16 protein-coding genes are annotated in these 16,314 nt (G+C 63.1%); 1 reads left to right on the top strand and 15 read right to left on the bottom strand.

Features of this window, described 5'->3' with window-relative positions:
* Positions 1 to 60: 60 nt before the first annotated feature.
* On the top strand, positions 61 to 654 hold the full coding sequence (locus tag G7048_RS13175) for an NTP transferase domain-containing protein (protein WP_240932977.1): 594 nt from the start codon (positions 61 to 63) through the stop codon (positions 652 to 654).
* A gap of 24 nt (positions 655 to 678) precedes the next feature.
* Here G7048_RS13175 and G7048_RS13170 read toward each other — a convergent pair whose 3' ends face one another.
* The 15 genes from G7048_RS13170 to G7048_RS13100 form a co-directional block, all read right to left on the bottom strand.
* A complete protein-coding gene (locus G7048_RS13170) occupies positions 679 to 1,506 on the bottom strand; it encodes a CoA ester lyase (RefSeq protein ID WP_166068576.1) in 828 nt (275 codons plus the stop codon).
* 773 nt (positions 1,507 to 2,279) lie between these two features.
* Positions 2,280 to 2,870: a cysteine hydrolase family protein gene (locus G7048_RS13165; RefSeq protein ID WP_240932976.1), complete on the bottom strand. Its 591-nt coding sequence runs from the start codon at positions 2,868 to 2,870 to the stop codon at positions 2,280 to 2,282.
* A 72-nt stretch (positions 2,871 to 2,942) separates the two neighbouring features.
* Complete coding sequence (locus G7048_RS13160) at positions 2,943 to 4,184, bottom strand: CaiB/BaiF CoA-transferase family protein (RefSeq protein ID WP_240932975.1); 1,242 nt, start codon at positions 4,182 to 4,184, stop codon at positions 2,943 to 2,945.
* Complete coding sequence (locus G7048_RS13155; protein ID WP_205750273.1) at positions 4,181 to 5,356, bottom strand: CoA transferase; 1,176 nt, start codon at positions 5,354 to 5,356, stop codon at positions 4,181 to 4,183. The genes G7048_RS13160 and G7048_RS13155 overlap by 4 nt, the downstream gene beginning before the upstream one ends.
* Before the next feature lie 66 nt (positions 5,357 to 5,422).
* A complete protein-coding gene (locus tag G7048_RS13150; protein ID WP_166068575.1) occupies positions 5,423 to 6,655 on the bottom strand; it encodes a MaoC family dehydratase N-terminal domain-containing protein in 1,233 nt (410 codons plus the stop codon).
* Positions 6,656 to 6,759: 104 nt separating this feature from the next.
* Positions 6,760 to 7,719 carry a tripartite tricarboxylate transporter substrate binding protein gene (locus tag G7048_RS13145; protein WP_166068574.1) on the bottom strand — a complete coding sequence of 320 codons (960 nt, stop codon included), beginning with the start codon at positions 7,717 to 7,719 and terminating at the stop codon, positions 6,760 to 6,762.
* A 75-nt stretch (positions 7,720 to 7,794) separates the two neighbouring features.
* Entirely contained in the window at positions 7,795 to 8,721 is a 927-nt protein-coding gene (locus G7048_RS13140) for an SMP-30/gluconolactonase/LRE family protein (protein ID WP_166068573.1), read from the bottom strand.
* Positions 8,722 to 8,742: 21 nt separating this feature from the next.
* Positions 8,743 to 9,510: an ABC transporter ATP-binding protein gene (locus G7048_RS13135; RefSeq protein ID WP_166068571.1), complete on the bottom strand. Its 768-nt coding sequence runs from the start codon at positions 9,508 to 9,510 to the stop codon at positions 8,743 to 8,745.
* Positions 9,503 to 10,300 carry an ABC transporter ATP-binding protein gene (locus tag G7048_RS13130; RefSeq protein ID WP_240932974.1) on the bottom strand — a complete coding sequence of 266 codons (798 nt, stop codon included), beginning with the start codon at positions 10,298 to 10,300 and terminating at the stop codon, positions 9,503 to 9,505. The genes G7048_RS13135 and G7048_RS13130 overlap by 8 nt, the downstream gene beginning before the upstream one ends.
* A complete protein-coding gene (locus G7048_RS13125) occupies positions 10,297 to 11,313 on the bottom strand; it encodes a branched-chain amino acid ABC transporter permease (protein WP_240932973.1) in 1,017 nt (338 codons plus the stop codon). Before G7048_RS13125 ends, G7048_RS13130 begins: the two co-directional genes overlap by 4 nt.
* Positions 11,306 to 12,184, bottom strand: a complete 879-nt coding sequence (locus G7048_RS13120; RefSeq protein WP_166068570.1) for a branched-chain amino acid ABC transporter permease — start codon at positions 12,182 to 12,184, stop codon at positions 11,306 to 11,308. The genes G7048_RS13125 and G7048_RS13120 overlap by 8 nt, the downstream gene beginning before the upstream one ends.
* A 3-nt stretch (positions 12,185 to 12,187) precedes the next feature.
* The gene (locus G7048_RS13115) at positions 12,188 to 13,108 is read right to left on the bottom strand and encodes an NAD(P)-dependent oxidoreductase (RefSeq protein ID WP_166068569.1); all 921 of its coding nucleotides are present in this window, start codon (positions 13,106 to 13,108) and stop codon (positions 12,188 to 12,190) included.
* Between the two features lie 195 nt (positions 13,109 to 13,303).
* A complete protein-coding gene (locus G7048_RS13110) occupies positions 13,304 to 14,047 on the bottom strand; it encodes an SDR family NAD(P)-dependent oxidoreductase (RefSeq protein WP_166068568.1) in 744 nt (247 codons plus the stop codon).
* 50 nt (positions 14,048 to 14,097) lie between these two features.
* The gene (locus G7048_RS13105; protein WP_166068567.1) at positions 14,098 to 14,940 is read right to left on the bottom strand and encodes an acyl-CoA dehydrogenase; all 843 of its coding nucleotides are present in this window, start codon (positions 14,938 to 14,940) and stop codon (positions 14,098 to 14,100) included.
* 29 nt (positions 14,941 to 14,969) lie between these two features.
* Complete coding sequence (locus G7048_RS13100; RefSeq protein ID WP_166068566.1) at positions 14,970 to 16,187, bottom strand: ABC transporter substrate-binding protein; 1,218 nt, start codon at positions 16,185 to 16,187, stop codon at positions 14,970 to 14,972.
* Between the last annotated feature and the right edge of the window lie 127 nt (positions 16,188 to 16,314).

Here is a 16,314-nt window from a genome sequence, read left to right as displayed (position 1 = left end):
CGCGCGTTGGCAATGCGCAAAACCACTCAATGGCAGTTGTCCTGTACTTGGAAGCCCAATATGAAAAAATCCACCGTCATGCAATCCACCAGTTCCGACCGCCATCCCACCGTGCTGATCCTCGCCGCAGGCAGCGGCACGCGCTTTCGCGCATCGGGCGGCAGCACGCACAAGCTTGATGCTCTGCTCGACGGCATGGCCGTGCTGGAACGCTCCATCCAGGCCGCACAGCAATCGGGCCTGCCATGGCATCTGGTGCGCAAGGGTGAAGGCGGCGCGGGCATGGGCGATTCGATTGCCGCTGGCGTGCGCGCGACGCCTGATGCCAACGGCTGGCTGATCATCCCCGGAGACCTGCCACTGGTGCGGCCCGCCACGCTGGTGCTGGTTGCGCAAACACTGGTGGAAGGAACGCACGACGTGGTGATGCCATTCTTTGAAGGCAAGCAGGGCCATCCCGTGGCGTTCTCCACCGCTTGTTTTGCCGCACTCACCGCGCTGCATGGCGACAAAGGCGCATCCCCCATCGTGCGTGACGCGAGAGCGCGCGGGCAAGTGCTCGATCTAGCCGTCGATGACGAAGGCGTGGTCACCGACATCGACACCATGGACGACCTCGCCCGCGCACATGAGTTGCTGCGAGCGAGGAAGTGAACGGATTGATTTGGTTTGAATGGATCAGTTCGCCGACGCAGCCATCACCATCCTCATGATGCGCTGCGCCTTGTCCACCAAAGGCTTGTCGATCATCTTGCCATCCACCGCCGTGGCCGCGCCCGCGCTTGCTTCAAACGCAGCCAGCACGCGGCGCGCCCAATCCACCTCTGCAGCGGAAGGCTCGAACGCGGCGTTCACCGGCCCCACCTGCGCGGGGTGAATGCACAGCTTTGCCCCAAAGCCCAACTGCCGCGAACGCTGCGTGTCCTGCATGATCAACTCGGCATCGCTGAAATTCACGCTGACCCCATCGATCGGCGGCAGCAGCCCTGCACGGGCCGACTCCAGCACGATCTGCACACGCACGGAATCCAGCGCGTGGTCTTCATCGGCAATGCCGCTTTCGGTGGAGAAATCCACACTTCCGAAAGCCAGTTGCTCAATTCCCTTGATGCTGCATATTTCTTTCAGATCGAGGTAAGCGGCGACGGTTTCTATCAAAGCGATGATGCGTCGACCGGGGAGTTGTTCGACCACATGAGCCAGTGAGCGGGCATCGGCTTTGGGGAGCATCACTGCCGCATTGGCTTGCTGCACGTCGGCGATCATGCGGAGGTCGTCTTCGAACCATGGGGTGTTGGCTGAGTTGGTGCGGACTAAGGCTTGCCTTTTGGTTTGAACCAGCCAGGTTTGGACTGCTTCTCTGGCTTTGGGTTTGGCTTCCATGCTGACTGCGTCTTCCAGGTCGAGGATGATGTCGTTTGCGCCGCTGGCAGCGGCTTTGTCGAAGCGTTCTGGGCGGTCTCCTGGGACGAAGAGGAAGCTTCTGGAAATTGTTGTCTTTTTCATTTCTTCTTTTCCTTTTTGGCGTTCGTTTGTTCGTTATTTACGGAGGCCGGGACTGCCCCCGGCTGGGCAGTAACTTTTTGCTTGCGCCAAAAAGTCACCAAAAATCGCTTTGAATACCTGCGGCAAAACTCTCTGCGCGCCGTAGGCGCTCCGTTCAAACAGCTTGCCGCAAGTCAGTCTGGAAGAGGTGCTTACGGCACTTCGCTTCGCTCGTGCTGCATCTCGCGACTTCGCGAGATGCGGTCGGTGCGGTGCGTTTGTCCTGCACTATAGCCCGCATGGTTTGACGACTCGACTGCCTGATATCGCAGCACTCGAATCGAACACCCCCTCACCCCAACCATCTCCCCCACAAGCGGTGGAGAGGGAGCAAGAAAGAGCACAGCGCTCGGTATCCGCCTTACCCCCTCGCCCGCTGGCGGGAGAGGGCTGGGGTGAGGGTGGAATCAGGCACGAGCGAAGCAAAGTGCCGTATCACTCCCCCGCTCCCGAATTCGCCCTTCTGGCCACGCCTGATTCTGGAGGTTCGTCCGGCGGTTTTGAGCGGCAAGTGCCGATCAAAACTTCAACATCTGACTCACGGCAGTTGTTCGAGCGCAGAGCCCTTGGGCTCGAAGTCGAGTTCTGCCGTGCGCCGGACGAACCTCCAGAATCAGGTCGCCCGTAGCGAAGCGAAGGGTCGTGGACAGCGGGCTCGCCTTTTCTTTGCTTACTTTCTTTTGGCGAAGCAAAAGAAAGTGAGTCGCCCGCCGGGGCGAGACCCGGCCAGCCAACTACTCAAACACCACATCAGAAGAAGAACTCATAGTACAAAACCTCTTCAACCCCTGCACCGCATTCTCATGCTCCTCCACAGAAGGCGCACAACAACAATCTTCCAGCACGATGATCTCGTAATCCCGATCATGTCCCTCCCGCACCGTAGCCTGTACCACGGCGTTGGTGGAAATCCCCGAGCAGTAGATCCTCCGAATACCACGCGCACGCAGAATCGCCTCAAGGCTCGTTGCATAGAACGGACTCACGCGATGCTTGACGATGTCGAAGTCTTCTTCACGCTGCCCGAGGTCCGGATGAGTCTGCGTTCCCCAGGTGCCCAGTTTGAAGATGCCATTCTTGCGTGCGCCTGAAAAGATCGGGGAGTTCGGTGGGCATTCGCGGTAGTCGGGCGAGAAGCCCACGCGCACAAAGCCGATGGGGATACCGGCTTGGCGCGCCTTGTCGATGGCGTTGCGTGTCTTGGCGATGATGCCGCGTCCGCGCACCTGTTCGCCGTATGCGGCCTTGCCGTTGAAGCCCTCGTCGTGGACCAGGTCGTTTTCCATGTCCAGAACCAGATAGATCGATGTCGATGTCGAAGTCACGCCTCGCTCCTTCACTTGTTGTCTTGTGATTGCTTGTGGTTGTTCATTGGTGATGGTGATGCCGCCACGTGTCTACAAAATGACCTCGCGGCTTTCCAGATCTGCGCGCTGTCTGCTGGACAGGCCCAGCAGTTCGCCGAACACGTAGTCCTCATCCTGCCCCAATGCAGGCGTCAGGCGGCGGATGCCTACGTCGTCGGTGCGACTGAAACGCGCGGGAGCACCCACTGCGGGGCGTGGCGGCACGTCGTCGTCGCTGACCTGCGTGACCGTGCCGCGTGCGCGCAGATGCGGGTCATCTGCGATGTCCTGCATGTTCCATGAAACATGCGCGCTCACGCCGACGTTCTGCAGGCGCGATGCGATCTCGTCGGCGTCGTGCCGCGACAGCCATTGCGAGACCAGTTCATCCACCACATGCGCATGCTTGATGCGGCCTTGCGTGGTCGCCAGATGCGGCGCGTCGCATTGCACGTTCAGCGCCTGCAGCATGCGCTGCCATTCGTCGTCGTTGCGCACGGCCAGAGTGATCCAGCGGTCGGCGCGCGCGCTGGGGTAGACGCCGTGCGGAGCCATCGATGGATTGGAATTGCCGGGGCGCTGCGGCGTGAAGCCCGCGCTGGCCATGGCAAGCGCGTCGCCGATCATGGCGGATGCGACCTCGCGCGCAGCCAGGTCCACATGCTGGGCCATGCCGGTGCGACGGCGCTGGTGCAGGGCGGCAATCGTTGCCAACGCCGCATGCATGCCTGCGGAATGGTCCATCACGTGACGCATTTCGACGGGCGGACCATCGGCATAGCCGGTCATCCAACCGAGACCACCCCACGCGCCGAAGAGTGGCGCATAACCCGCGAAGTGCGAATCGGGGCCGCTCTGGCCGCAGGAAGACAGCGACAGCATGACGATATCTTCCTTCACTTCGCGCAGCACATCGAAGCCCAGACCCAGTCGTTTGATGACACCGGGTCGGAAGCTTTCCGCCGCCACGTCGGACACCGCCACGATGCGCTTGGCGATTTCCACGGCTTCGGCGTTCTTCAAGTTGAGCCGCACCGACAGCTTGTTGGCCGACACCTGATCGAACGTGGCCGCCGTCATGCGGCCATAGACCGCGTGCGGTTTGCGAAACGCGTCGGGCCGGGTCTGGCTTTCGATCTTGATGCATTGCGCGCCGAGCTGCGACAGCAGATGCGTGCAGAACGGGCCTGCCGCGTGGATCGTGAAATCCGCAATGCGCACGCCTGCGAGCGGCGCGTTGTCGCGGTTCATCGTGGCCGTTGTTGTGCGTTCCGTTGTGGTTGTACTGATCACAGCATTTCCTCCGACATTTCTCCCAGCGCAGGCACGCGGCTTTCGCTTTTCAATGGCGAGCAGTGGAACTGGAACGGCGCATACAGCAGTTCCACCTCGCGCCCACTCTCCAATTGGGCCGATGCGAACAGGCCGCGCGCGCGTTCGTGATCGCCCTGTACCACGTCTTCCGGCGTGCGGTATTTGGCAGCGGGCACGCCCAGTTCCTGCGCGCGGCGCACGATGTCGTCCACCGCATGTTGCGCCATCCATTCGCGGATATGGCCGTTGATTTCATCGCCACGTCGGCTGCGCTCCAGCGGGTCGCTCAAGGCCGCATCAAGCGCCCACGCGGGACTACCGAGCAACTGCACGAGGCCGCGCCATTGGCGATCTTCGAGCGTGAGCAATTCCATGTAGCCGTCGAGCGTCTTGAACACGCCGCCGTAGCGAAAGCGCCTGCTGGTGCGGTGTTCCAGCGATCCATCACCCAGCCGCTGCAGCGCAAATGCACCCACCGCAAGCACCGCATCCTGCACCGACACATCGACGAACTGCCCGCCCACTGCCGGTGCCGCCCACCATGCAGCCAGCGCGCTCATCGCCGCCATGCAGCCGCCTTGATAACTGCCGAAGTGGCCGTAGATCTTGAGCGGCGGACGATCGGGAAACAGCTCGTTGGCCAAGCCGTTGGGCAGCAGAAAACCCTCGCCTCCCGAATGCAGCAGATTGATCTCTTCCGCGCTCCAGTGCGCCTTGTCGCCAGCCGCGCCAAACGGGAGCACGCTCACATGCACCAGATGCGGAAAGACCGTTGCCATGCTGTCGGGATCGAGGCCCAGTGCCGCGCGCTGCGCCACGGGCGTGTCGTCGATGAAGATGTTGGCGTTGCCCAGCACCTGCATGAGCGAAGCGCGCGCAGTGCCGTCTTCCAGATCGCAGACCATGCTGCGCTTGCCGAGCGACAGATAGGCGAACAGCGCGCTCTCGCCCGAGTCTTCAAGCAGCGGCGGAGCGCCGCGCAGTTCCGAGCCTTCGGGGGGTTCCAGCATCACCACTTCCGCGCCCATCGCCGCGAGCAGCCTGCCCGCATATGCGGCGGCAACCGAGCGCGAACGCTCTATGACCCGGCAGCCCGCGAGGGGCAATTGCGCCATTCCCCTCTTGGGCGATGACACGGATTCGGCTTGCATGGGAACCTCCTTCCAGCTTCTGTCTTGTCTGCGTTGCTCTGCCTGTTTTGCTTGCTCGCCGCGTGCTCAGCGCACCACTGGCAGTTCGAGATCGATGGCCGAGCCGTCGAGGAACGCGGGCAGCTTCACATCACGCGAAGGCAGAGCGACGGTGGCGATGCCGGGGGTGGTCAGCTCGCCGCGCTGGTTCACCGCCTGGATTTCGATGTCCACCAGACCGGTCTTGTCCTTCACATACTTGCGCACCACCTTGCCCTTGCAGAACGTGGTGTCGCCGACGATGTTGAAGCGGCGCATCTCGGTGCGCACGCGCTTGAGCACGCCCGCATCGCCCATCCAGTTGGTGATCAGCGAGCACATCCACGACGAACGCTGCGGACCGTAGTCGTACGTGCCGGGCACGCCCACTTCCTTGGCGACCGATTCGCGGTGGTGACCGATGCCGGTGTATTCCACACCCCCGCCCGCTTCTGGGTTGCGGAAGAAGTGACCCGGATGCTTGACCGCCGCCTGCAGCACCACGCCGTGCGTGTGACCGCGACCGCAGCCGACCAGAAAGCCCATGGTGTCCATCAGCGACAAAGGACCGCGCGCAATCGTCGGCAGCTCTTCGCCGACTTCCACTTCTTCCCAGTAGCGCACGGCCGCGCCGCGAATGTTCTTGGGCTCGTCCAGAATCATCTCGTCGATGCGGTCGCGCTCTTCGTCGCTGTACTCGTGCTGCACGATTTCCTTGTACTTGCCCGCATCGCGCGCCGCCTTGCGCTCGTGGCGTGTGCAGGTGCCCAGACCGCGTGCGACCAGCTCGCTGCGCTGGTTGTAGTACGAGGCTTCCACGTACTGCAGCACCAGTCGGCCAGAGAACTGGCTTTCCTTTTCCTCCACGCCCACCACGCGCTCGATGGCGGTGATGCGGTCGCCCGGCTTGATGTTGCGGAACAGTTCCCAGTCATTGCCCGCATAGAAACCGTGAACGCCCGGCAGACCCCAGCGCGTGCGGCCCAGCCAGCCGAAAGCCATCGGGAACATGGGGTGGCCCACCACGCTGCCGTAACGCGTGCTCGCGCCGTAGCCCACATCGCGGTACAGCGGATTCAGGTCGCCGATGCCGTTGCACCAGTTGCGCAGCGTGTCGGCGGTCGCGTCCTGCAGGTAGGGACCTTCGGGGCGCAGGTGCAGGCCGATCATGGCGCGCGCAGCGGCCACGGCCTCGTCGGTGATGCGGCCCTCGGCGGGACGGTTGCCCACGTCGGATTGGGCGGCTTCCTGGACTTTGGCTTCGAGAGTTGCGGTGTTCATCAAAAAATCTCCTTTTGGTTTGATGCTCAATGCAGAATGCATTCTTTTTGGAAAGATGTCAATCCAGCAAATTGCTGAGTCAACGGCTATGGGTTGCTCCGGATTCAGTCCACTTTGATGTTGGCCGAGGTGATCACGTCACCCCATTTCTGGCGTTCCTGCTTCACGAAATCACGCAACTGCGCGGAATTCATGGTGAGTGGCTCCACACCGATGTCCATCATGCGCTTGCGCATTTCGGGCTGGGCGAGGGCCTTGGCGATGTGTTCGCTCATCTTCTGGACCACAGGCATCGGTGTGCCTTTTGGAGCAAACAATGCATCCCACGCCACCACATCGAAGCCCGAAACACCCTGATCGGACACCGATTGCACGCCCGGCAGCATCTCGCTGGCATTGCGCGAGGTGATGCCGATGGCCTTCAACTTGCCGCTGGCAATGTGCGCCCGCGATGCAGTCACCGTGTCGATTACCAGCGGAATCTGCCCGCCGATGGTGTCGGTGAGCGCCTGGCCCGACGACTTGTATTTCACGCCGAACAGCGGCGCATCGGCCATCTTCACGAACTGCGCGAACACCACATTCGCCGTGGTGCTGGGCAGCCCCACGTTCAGCGTCTGCGGATGCGCCTTGGCCTGCGCGATGAGCTTGTCCACGCCGTTGGCGGGCAACTCGGCCACCGAGGTGCTGATCACCATGGGCAGGAGGCCGATCATCGCGACCGATTCGAAATCGGTGCTCGGGTTGTAGCCGGGGTTGGAATACAGAAACTCGTTGGCCGCGTTCGTCGCATTGGTGCCGAGCAGAAAGGTGTAGCCATCGGGCGCGGACTTGGCCGCCGCCGCCGTGCCGATGTTGCCGCCCGCACCGGCCTTGTTTTCCACCACCACGGGCTGACCCAGCGAGCTCGACAGCTCCTGCCCGAGCAGACGCATCAGCACGTCCGCGCCCTGCCCTGCGGCGTAAGGCACGATCACGCGGATCGGCTTGTCGGGCCAGTTCGGCTGCGCCTGTGCGGGCAGCCATTGCAGCATGCAGGCTGCGGCCAGAGAACTCAACAGCATGCTTCTGCGCCGTTGTCCGAATACAGGTTTCATGGGCCCTCCTTGAGTGAGCGTGGTTGAGGTGAACAAAAGGCTTCAAGCCGCGAGCGCCAAGCCCGCGCGCGGCCACTCGGCGGCAAACAGTTGCCCGTAACCGGACAGCGTGATGAAGGCCGTGCGACGGTCCGGTCCGCCAAAGCAGATGTTGGTGCAGTAGCCTTCGGGCGCCGTGTGGAATTCGAGCAGTTCGCCGCTCGGCGAAAACACGCTGATGCCGCCGCGCACCAGTGTTGCCACACAGATGTTTCCGCTCTCTTCCACGGCCAGTGAATCAAAGCGCTGATAACCCGGAAGACCATGCACCAGCTCGCCGCCGTTGGGCGATGGCCAGGGCGCAAGAGCGAGTTCGCCACGCCCCGTGATCGGATACGACCACAGGCGGCTGGCCTCGGTTTCGCTCACATACAGCGTCTTGCCATCGGGCGACAGACCCACGCCGTTGGGCGTGAGCAGATGTCTGGCCGCGCGACGGATGAAGCGGCCATCGGTGCTGGCGTAGTACACGGCACCGCGCATGATGCGGTCATCAAAAGTCTTGCCGAAATCGGTGAACCAGAAGCCGCCCTGCGCATCGAAGACGATGTCGTTCGGGCCATGCAGTGGCACGCCATCGCATTCGGTGTAGAGCGTCTGCACAGCACCCGTCTGCAGATTCACGCGCTGGATGTAGCCGCCCCGATAACCGTCCGCAGCGCCTGTGGGACGCGTGAAGCCGTCATCGGTGCGCCAGCTGAAACCGCCGTTGTTGCACACATAGACATGCCCATCCGGCCCGAGCGCTGCGCCGTTCGGGCCACCGCCGAGTTCAGCGACCACCTGCTTGCGACCATCGGTGTGCACCTTCACCAGACGCGCACCCTGAATCTCGGCCACCAACACGCCGCCATCCGGCAAGGCAATCGGGCCTTCGGGAAACAGCAGCCCTTCAGCGATCACACGGCCTTGGAGTGGGATGGTTTTCATCGTCGTCATTCCTTCTTCTTTTCAAGCGTGTTCCGCCACTTCCTGCCTTGCACCGAGATACGCATCGATGGCGCGCTGACGTCCTTCGCGGCTGCGCAACTCCTGCGCGTCCAACGTGCCGACGATGTGCCCATGCCGCATCACCCAGGCACGCGTCGCGAGCTTGGCCGCCGCATGAAAGCTTTGTTCGACCAGCAGCGCCGAGAGGTTCTGCTCTTTCTGGATCGCACCCAGCCGTTCATACACACGCGCCACCAGCAAAGGCGCAAGGCCCAATGAAGGCTCGTCGAGCAGCAACAACTTCGGTCCCGACATCAGCCCGCGACCGATCGCCAGCATCTGTTGTTCACCACCGCTGAGCAGGCCAGCGGGCGCGTTGATGCGATTGGCGATCTCGGGGAAAAATTCGAGCACCATCTGCTGGCGACGCGCACGCGTGGCCTTGTCCACAAAGTAGCCACCGAGCGTGAGGTTCTCCTCCACCGTCAGATCGGTCACGATGGCGCGGCCTTCCGGCACGTAGACGATGCCTGCATGAAAACGCTGCGCGACGTTCATTGCGGAGATGTCGCGGCCCTCGAAAATCACGCGGCCCTGTGCGGCTTCAAGACCTGCAATCGCACGCAGCGTGCTCGACTTGCCCGCACCATTCGCGCCCAGCAGACCGGCCACACTGCCCTGCTCCATGGCCAGCGAAACGCCATGCACCACGGGCCCTGCGCCGTAGCTCACGGTAAGTCCATCCAGCTCCAGAATCGCGCCGCTCGCGTGCTGCTTGTGATCACTCATCGTCATCTCCCAGATAGACGCGCACGACTTCCGGATTCACCTGAATCTCTGCGGGCGTGCCCGATGCCAGCAGCTTGCCGCCGTTGAGCACATGAATGCTGTCGCACACCTCCATGATCAGGTCCATGTCGTGCTCCACCACCAGCAGCACCAGATCCGGCGAGCGCAGCTTGAGCAAGGCGTTGGACAGATCGCGGGTCTCCACGGAATTCAATCCTGCTGCCGGTTCATCGAGCAGCAAGACGCGCGGATCACCTGCAATCGCACGGGCGATTTCGACCAGACGCAGCACACCCGGCGGCAGTTGCGCGGGATACTCATCGGCCACCTCGGACACACCCAGCCGCGTGAGCGCCGTCATCGCACGCTCGCGATTGCTGGCTCGCTCCGCCTTGCCTTGCGGCAGCGACAGAAACGCGCTGAGCCAACCGGCATGCGATTGCCGATCCAGACCGATCATCACGTTCTCGACCACGGTGAGTTCCGGGCACAGCGCCACATGCTGAAAGCTGCGCGAAAAGCCCAGCGCCGCGCGGCCCGTGGGCGGTATGCGTTCGAGATGCTTGCTGCCCAGACAGATGCTGCCTTCCTGCGGCGAGTACAGGCCCGTCAGGCAGTTGAAGAAGCTGGTCTTGCCGGCACCGTTGGGGCCGATGAGGCCGGTGATCTCGCCCGGTTGCACCGCCAGGGCGATGTCCTGCAGCACGCGGTTGCCGCCGAAAGAAAGCGAGAGATGGTCCACCGTCAGCGGCGCTGCGGATGAGGGCGTTGCGGTCGTGGTCATCATCATGCGCGACCTCCACCCAGACGGGCGCGCCAGGATTCGGGCATCAGGTTTGCACCAAGCACCACGAGCAGCAACGCACCGCCATACAGAATCGGCACCCAGTCGCCCGCACCCGCCAGCAGCAGCGGCATGAGCGTGAGAAAGATGCCGCCGATCAGGCTGCCGAACATGCCGAGCGAATACAGGCTGACGACCGATCCAACGAGCAAAAAGATCGAGGTCCACAACGTGAAGCTGTTGGGCGACACCGTCGATGAGCTGAACGCCAGCAGCGCACCACCGATGGCCGCAATGCCTGCGGACAGTGCCATGCAGGACAGGCGCGCCCAACTGCGGCGCACGCCGAACGATTCAGCCGCTGGGGCGGACGTGCGAATCAACAGCAGCGCCAGTGCCTGACGCGAACGACGGAACTGCCGGAGCAGCAGCGCGACAACGACCAAACCTGCCAACGGCACGTAGTAACGCTGCAGATCACGCGAGATGCCGGGAAGCGCATCACGCTTCACATACAGGCCTTCGTAGCCGCCGGTGATGCTGCTGAAATAGAGCAGCAACTCGGGCAAGGCGAGCGCGAGCGCCATGGTCGCCACCGCGAGATAAATGCCGGAGAGATTGCGCGATGGATATGCGAACGCGATGCCAAGCAGCGCACCCGCCACGGCAGCGAACGGCAGTGCGGCCAGCACGGAAACGCCCAGGTATTTTTCCATCAACGCCACGGTGTATGCGCCCGCTGCAACGAACACGCCGTGACCGATCGAGACCTCGCCGCCGTATCGAACGAGAAAGCTCACCGACAGGATTGCAATCGCGTTGGCAAAACACAGACCAAGCGTGAAGGTCCAGTAGCCGCCTGCCAACAAAGGCAGCGCGATCAACACCAGCAAGACCATCATTCCTGCCACCGTACGAAGCGGAAACGGTTTGCGCTCGGACATTGGGGTGACGGGCTTGGACGGCGCAGCGTTCGTGGCTCTCGCCACGGGCGCGGATGTCATGGTGGCTTCAGACACGGGCACCTCCTCGGCGCGCCAGAACGCCCTTGGGGAACACATTCAGCGTGAGCAGAATGACGGCCAGCAGATAGGTGTTGGTGAACTCAGCCGCCACATAGAAGGACAGCAGATTCATCAGCACGCCGATGAACACGCCGCCGACCACGGCACCGGGCAAGCTGCTGAAGCCGCCCACCACCGCAGCCGCAAAGGCCTGCAGCATGAACGACGACACGCTGGTCGACGACAGGAACGTGGTGGGCACGATCAACAGCGCAGCCACCAGACCCAGCAGCCCCGCAACGACGAACGAGAACAGGTGAATGCGGCGCAGGCTCAGCCCACACACACGGCTGGCGAACGGATTGGCCGACACGGCGCGAAACGCAATGCCCACACGTGTGCGCTCGATCAGCAGATACAGCAAACCGACCGACGCTGCCGTCACGAACAGCACCGCCACGTCGTAGGCCGAGATGCGCATCGATCCGATCTGCGCGCTCCACTTGGGCAGCGGAAGATCGAGCGACACCACGTTCGAGCCGAACACGAGTTGCGTGATGCCCTGCGCGATCAGGCCAATGCCCAGCGTCGCAATCGTGCTGGTGAGATCCGACTTGAACACCAGCGGCGCGATGACGAAGTAGCTCACCGCCATCACCGCGAACATGATCGCCAGCGTGACCATCAGCGCCGCACCCCAGGCCATGTTGCCGAGGATTCCGGCGGTGAAGCCGAACACCAGAAATGCGGCCAGGCCCGCCAGATTGCCGTGCGCGAAATTCACGACGTTGGAGCTCTTGTAGATCAGCACGATGCCCAACGCGCCCAGCGCGTAGAGACATCCGCTGACCATGCCCGCCCAGATGAGTCCGAGTATGTCGGCCATGGCTCAGACCTTCGCAGCCGTTGCGCGGCCCTTGCCATCGATGACTTCGATGACGGCGGGGTAGTAGCGACCGGAGAATCCGTTCTGCGCGGTCGCCGTGTAGTAGCGTTGTGCGAGCTCCGTGACCTGCGCGTTCACGCCCGTGGAGTGGGCCAGTTCCAGCACGTAGCCGATGTCCTTGAGCACGTATTCGGGCGAGAACGACTTGTCCGGAAACACGCGCGGCAGCATCGCCTTGCGACCGTGATTGCGCAGCACGAAGCTGTCGCCCGAACCCTTCGATACAGCATCCAGCAAGGTGCCCGGATCGACACCGGCACGCTCGCCGAGCACCATCATCTCGGCAAGCGCCACGGTGTTCTCGAACACCAGCGCGTTGTTGATCAGCTTGACGACCTGACCGCAACCCACCTCACCGCACAGCGTCACATCCGACGCCATGTAGCGCAACACCGACTCGATGCGCGCATACAGATCGGCCGATGCGCCGACCATGATGCTGAGTTCGCCGCGCTGCGCCGCCTCCCGCGTGCGGGCCACGGGCGCATCGGCAAACGCCACGCCCATGGCCGCGAGCTTCTCGCCCACCATGCGTGCGGAGGCCACGGTCGTGGTGCTCAGATCCACGATCACCTGCGGTTTGCGCGCACCGGAGGTGAGGCCGTTCGCACCCAGACTCACCGCTTCGACGGCAGGGCCGCCGGGCAAGGAAAGCAGCACGATGTCCGCCTGCGCGGCCATCTCGGCAAGGCTGGCCACGCGGCGCGCCTTGGTCTCGTTGACCGCTTCGAATGCGGCATCGTTGCTGTCGAAGGCCAGCACATCACCGGAATGCTTGAGCGCGACGTTGCGGCACATCGGGCCGCCCATCACGCCCAGCCCGACGAATCCGATCACGGGGGCCTTGTTGCTGTTGATTGTCATGACCTGTCTCCCCATTCAAGGAAATCCACTATCCAGAACCGTTTGCACTGCCTGCGGCCTTGAATCTGGCGCGCTCCAGGCGAGAGCAGCCGAGCAAGGGCCGCCCCGCAGCGATGGCTGCGTCCCCCTGCCCGCATTGCAAAGCAATGCGCAGAGCGGGGGGAAGGCGCGCAGCGCCTCAGGGGGTGCTCCGAGTTAGTTCATCCACATGCCGCCGCTGATGTCGAGCGACGTGCCGGTGATCCAGTTCGATGCGGGCGAGCACAGAAACAGCGCGGCTTGCGCGATGTCCTGGGCCGTGCCGTAGCGGCCCAGCGGCACGGTGTTGTTCGCGGAAGGCGCGACGTTGCCGGTCACGTTCGCCCACATCGCGGTTTCCACGGGTCCGGGCGCGAGCGTGTTGGCGTACACGCCGTGCGGCGCGCCAGCCTTGGCGATCCAGCGCATCATTCCGTGCACCGCACTTTTCGATGCCACATAGGCCGGACCGGATGCCACGCCGCCGTTCTTCGCGGCGATGGAGCCCGCAGCCAGAATCTTGCCGAAGCCCTGCTTGCACATCAGCGGAAACAGCTTGCGTGTCGGGTTGACGACGCCGCGCACGTTGACGTTCATGATCGCGTCCCACTCGTCGTCCGTGCTGTCGCCGAGCGGAGTGCGCGCGATGATGCCTGCGCAGAGCACGAGGATGTCGATCTTGCCGTGCTTGGCGATCACCGCATCCATCACCTTGTCGGTCTCGGCGCGCGAGGTCACGTCGTATTGCACGTACTCGACGCCCGCGCCCATGTCTTCGCTGGCCGCGCGGTCCGTGGCGATCACCTTTGCGCCCGCAGCGGCGAACGCCGCCGAAATCGCGCGCCCCATGCCGCCCGCGCCGCCGGTGATGAAGGCCACCTGTCCGCTCAAATCGGCAGGGCCGCTCATATGCTGTGTCATCTCATTTGCTCCTTGGTATTTCTAATGCTTGTTCTGTCGATGTGTCTGGTTCAGCGAAAGCTCGCCGTGGCCGACATGGCCAGTTCACCATCGGGCCCGCGTGCCCACAGCGAGAGGCTGCCGTCCGCGGCGCGCTTGCCCTCAAGGCGGAATCCGCGCGTCACGAACAGCGGGCTCACGCCGCGAAAATCGAACTGCGCGAGCTTCTTTCCACCGCCCTGCTCCAGCGCCAGGTGCTGCAGCAGCGTGGCGGTGAGCGGGCCATGCACCACCAGATCGGGGTAGCCCTCTTCATCGCGCGCATAGCTCTGGTCGTAGTGAATGCGATGGCCGTTGAAGGTGAGCGCCGAGTAGCGAAACAGCAGCGTCGTGTCGGGCGTGAAATCGCGCCCGAACTGCGCGACTTCGGCATACGGCTCAGCCTTGGGCTGGGGCGTGCCGGGCGGCGTGGCTTCGCGGTAGACGATGTCCTGCTCTTCGACGATGCAGGTCTTGCCATCGCAAGTGGTGGTGTGCATCACCGTCACGAACCACAGCGAACCTCGTTTGCCGACCTTGTTCTCGACCTTGCTGATCAGGCTGCGGCGCGTGGCCATGCTGTCGACAGGCAGATCGGCCAGATACTGGATGCGGCTACCCGCCCACATGCGGCGCGGCAGTTCGATGGGAGGAAGAAAGCCGCCGCGCTGCGGATGGCCATCGGTGCCCAGCCCGCTGCGGCGCACCACCGGGTTGAAGAACATCCATTGCCAACCCGGCGGCAGCGCCTCGCCCAAGCCCGGAGCACGCTCCAGATCCAGCGTGGCGGCCATGGCCTGAACGGCATGCGGCAGGATGCGCTCGCGGCTCTCGTCTTCACGGCCAATCCAGGATTCATACGCAGCAGCATTCACCTTGCATCACTCCTATTGCGTTGTCCGATTCACGCCAGCTTGGCGTCGAACACATTGGCGGGATAAGGACGGAAGTCGCGCACCAGCTTGAAGCTGCCATCGGCCTGCGCCTGGATGATCGCTTCCTGCCGCGCGCCGCGATGGTCGCCCGCCTTGTAGCTCACGTTGCGCGCACCGCCGATGGTGGCGTTGGTCATGGTCTCCATCACATCGACCAGGTTGGCGCGGGTCAGTGGTTTGCCGCTGTCGAGCAGCATCTTGAAGCCCTTCACGAACAGCGCGCCGTTGCTCCAGCCGTTGAGGCCAAACACGCCCACAGGATCGTTCGGATAGAGCTTGGGCACCTGCTCGCGATAGGCCTTGATCTCGGCATCGTCCGCGCCCACGGGCATCAGCCACGACGAGAAATACGTGCCGTTGAGCAGATCGCCCGCGAGCTTGCGCGTGGTCGGATCGGCGGTGAAGAACGGCGCCATCCATTTACTCTGAAAGCCCACGCGCTCCGCCGCCTTGAGGGCCGATGCGAGGTTGGCGTTCGAGCCGAACAGAATCACCACCTCGGCCTTGGCGTTCGCCAGCTTGCGCACATGCGGCGTGAAATCGGTGTTGCGCACTTCAAAGGGAATCGACTCGGCGGCCTGCTTGCCGTTGGCCTCCATGTAGAGATCGAAACCGCGCTTGGCCGAGCGCCCCAGCTCGTCGTTCTCCCACAGCAGCGCGACCTTGCTGGCCTTGAGATCGGTGAGCGCGAAATCCAGATTCGCCGCCGCCGACCAGCCGTAGTCGGGCAGCAGCGGAAACACCAGGCGTTCGGAGAACAGCGCGGTCGCGCCGCCAATCGGGCCGATCACCGGCAGGCCCACTTCCTTGGCATACGGAATCACCGCCACCGACTGCGCCGTGCCCGTGGGCGCGGCCAGCGCGAATATCTTGTTTTCTTCGACCAGACGCTTGGTCACCGCCACGCTGCGCGCAGGCTCGTAGCCGTCGTCGTAGGTGATGTAGTTGATCTTCCAGCCGTTCAGCGCATTGGTTTCGTTCGCCCATTTGAAGCAGGCCTCGGCCGCATGAGTGAGCACCGTATAGAACGGCACCGGCCCGGTGATCGGCGTGAACGCACCGACGGTGACGGTCTTGCTCGCGACGTCGATGCCGGGCGATGCCTGCTGCTGCGCCTGCGCCCACTGAGGCAGTGCGGCGGATGCGGCAACGGCGGTGCCGGTGGTGATGAACGACCTTCTACGCATGGTTTTGTCTCCTGGGTTTTTTGATGTGGACTGCAAACCAAAAACGCTGTTTTCAGCGCCATAGAATGCATCATATAAATTCAACAACAGTCAAAACAACAGGGATTACCCGAGATGAATCCCTTTG

The organism is Diaphorobacter sp. HDW4B (genome assembly GCF_011305535.1).
Lineage (GTDB): Bacteria > Pseudomonadota > Gammaproteobacteria > Burkholderiales > Burkholderiaceae_C > Diaphorobacter_A.
Note: the sequence above shows the minus strand (reverse complement) of the source record. Positions and strands in the feature narration are given on the sequence as shown.

Bases quoted from the DNA above. Each gene is read 5' to 3' on its own strand.
- G7048_RS13175 (WP_240932977.1), top strand. From the start codon at position 61: ATGAAAAAATCCACCGTCATGCAATCCACCAGTTCCGACCGCCATCCC.
- G7048_RS13170 (WP_166068576.1), bottom strand. From the start codon at position 1,506: ATGAAAAAGACAACAATTTCCAGAAGCTTCCTCTTCGTCCCAGGAGAC.
- G7048_RS13155 (WP_205750273.1), bottom strand. From the start codon at position 5,356: ATGCAAGCCGAATCCGTGTCATCGCCCAAGAGGGGAATGGCGCAATTG.
- G7048_RS13150 (WP_166068575.1), bottom strand. From the start codon at position 6,655: ATGAACACCGCAACTCTCGAAGCCAAAGTCCAGGAAGCCGCCCAATCC.
- G7048_RS13145 (WP_166068574.1), bottom strand. From the start codon at position 7,719: ATGCTGTTGAGTTCTCTGGCCGCAGCCTGCATGCTGCAATGGCTGCCC.
- G7048_RS13140 (WP_166068573.1), bottom strand. From the start codon at position 8,721: ATGAAAACCATCCCACTCCAAGGCCGTGTGATCGCTGAAGGGCTGCTG.
- G7048_RS13135 (WP_166068571.1), bottom strand. From the start codon at position 9,510: ATGAGTGATCACAAGCAGCACGCGAGCGGCGCGATTCTGGAGCTGGAT.
- G7048_RS13130 (WP_240932974.1), bottom strand. From the start codon at position 10,300: ATGATGATGACCACGACCGCAACGCCCTCATCCGCAGCGCCGCTGACG.
- G7048_RS13120 (WP_166068570.1), bottom strand. From the start codon at position 12,184: ATGGCCGACATACTCGGACTCATCTGGGCGGGCATGGTCAGCGGATGT.
- G7048_RS13115 (WP_166068569.1), bottom strand. From the start codon at position 13,108: ATGACAATCAACAGCAACAAGGCCCCCGTGATCGGATTCGTCGGGCTG.
- G7048_RS13110 (WP_166068568.1), bottom strand. From the start codon at position 14,047: ATGACACAGCATATGAGCGGCCCTGCCGATTTGAGCGGACAGGTGGCC.
- G7048_RS13100 (WP_166068566.1), bottom strand. From the start codon at position 16,187: ATGCGTAGAAGGTCGTTCATCACCACCGGCACCGCCGTTGCCGCATCC.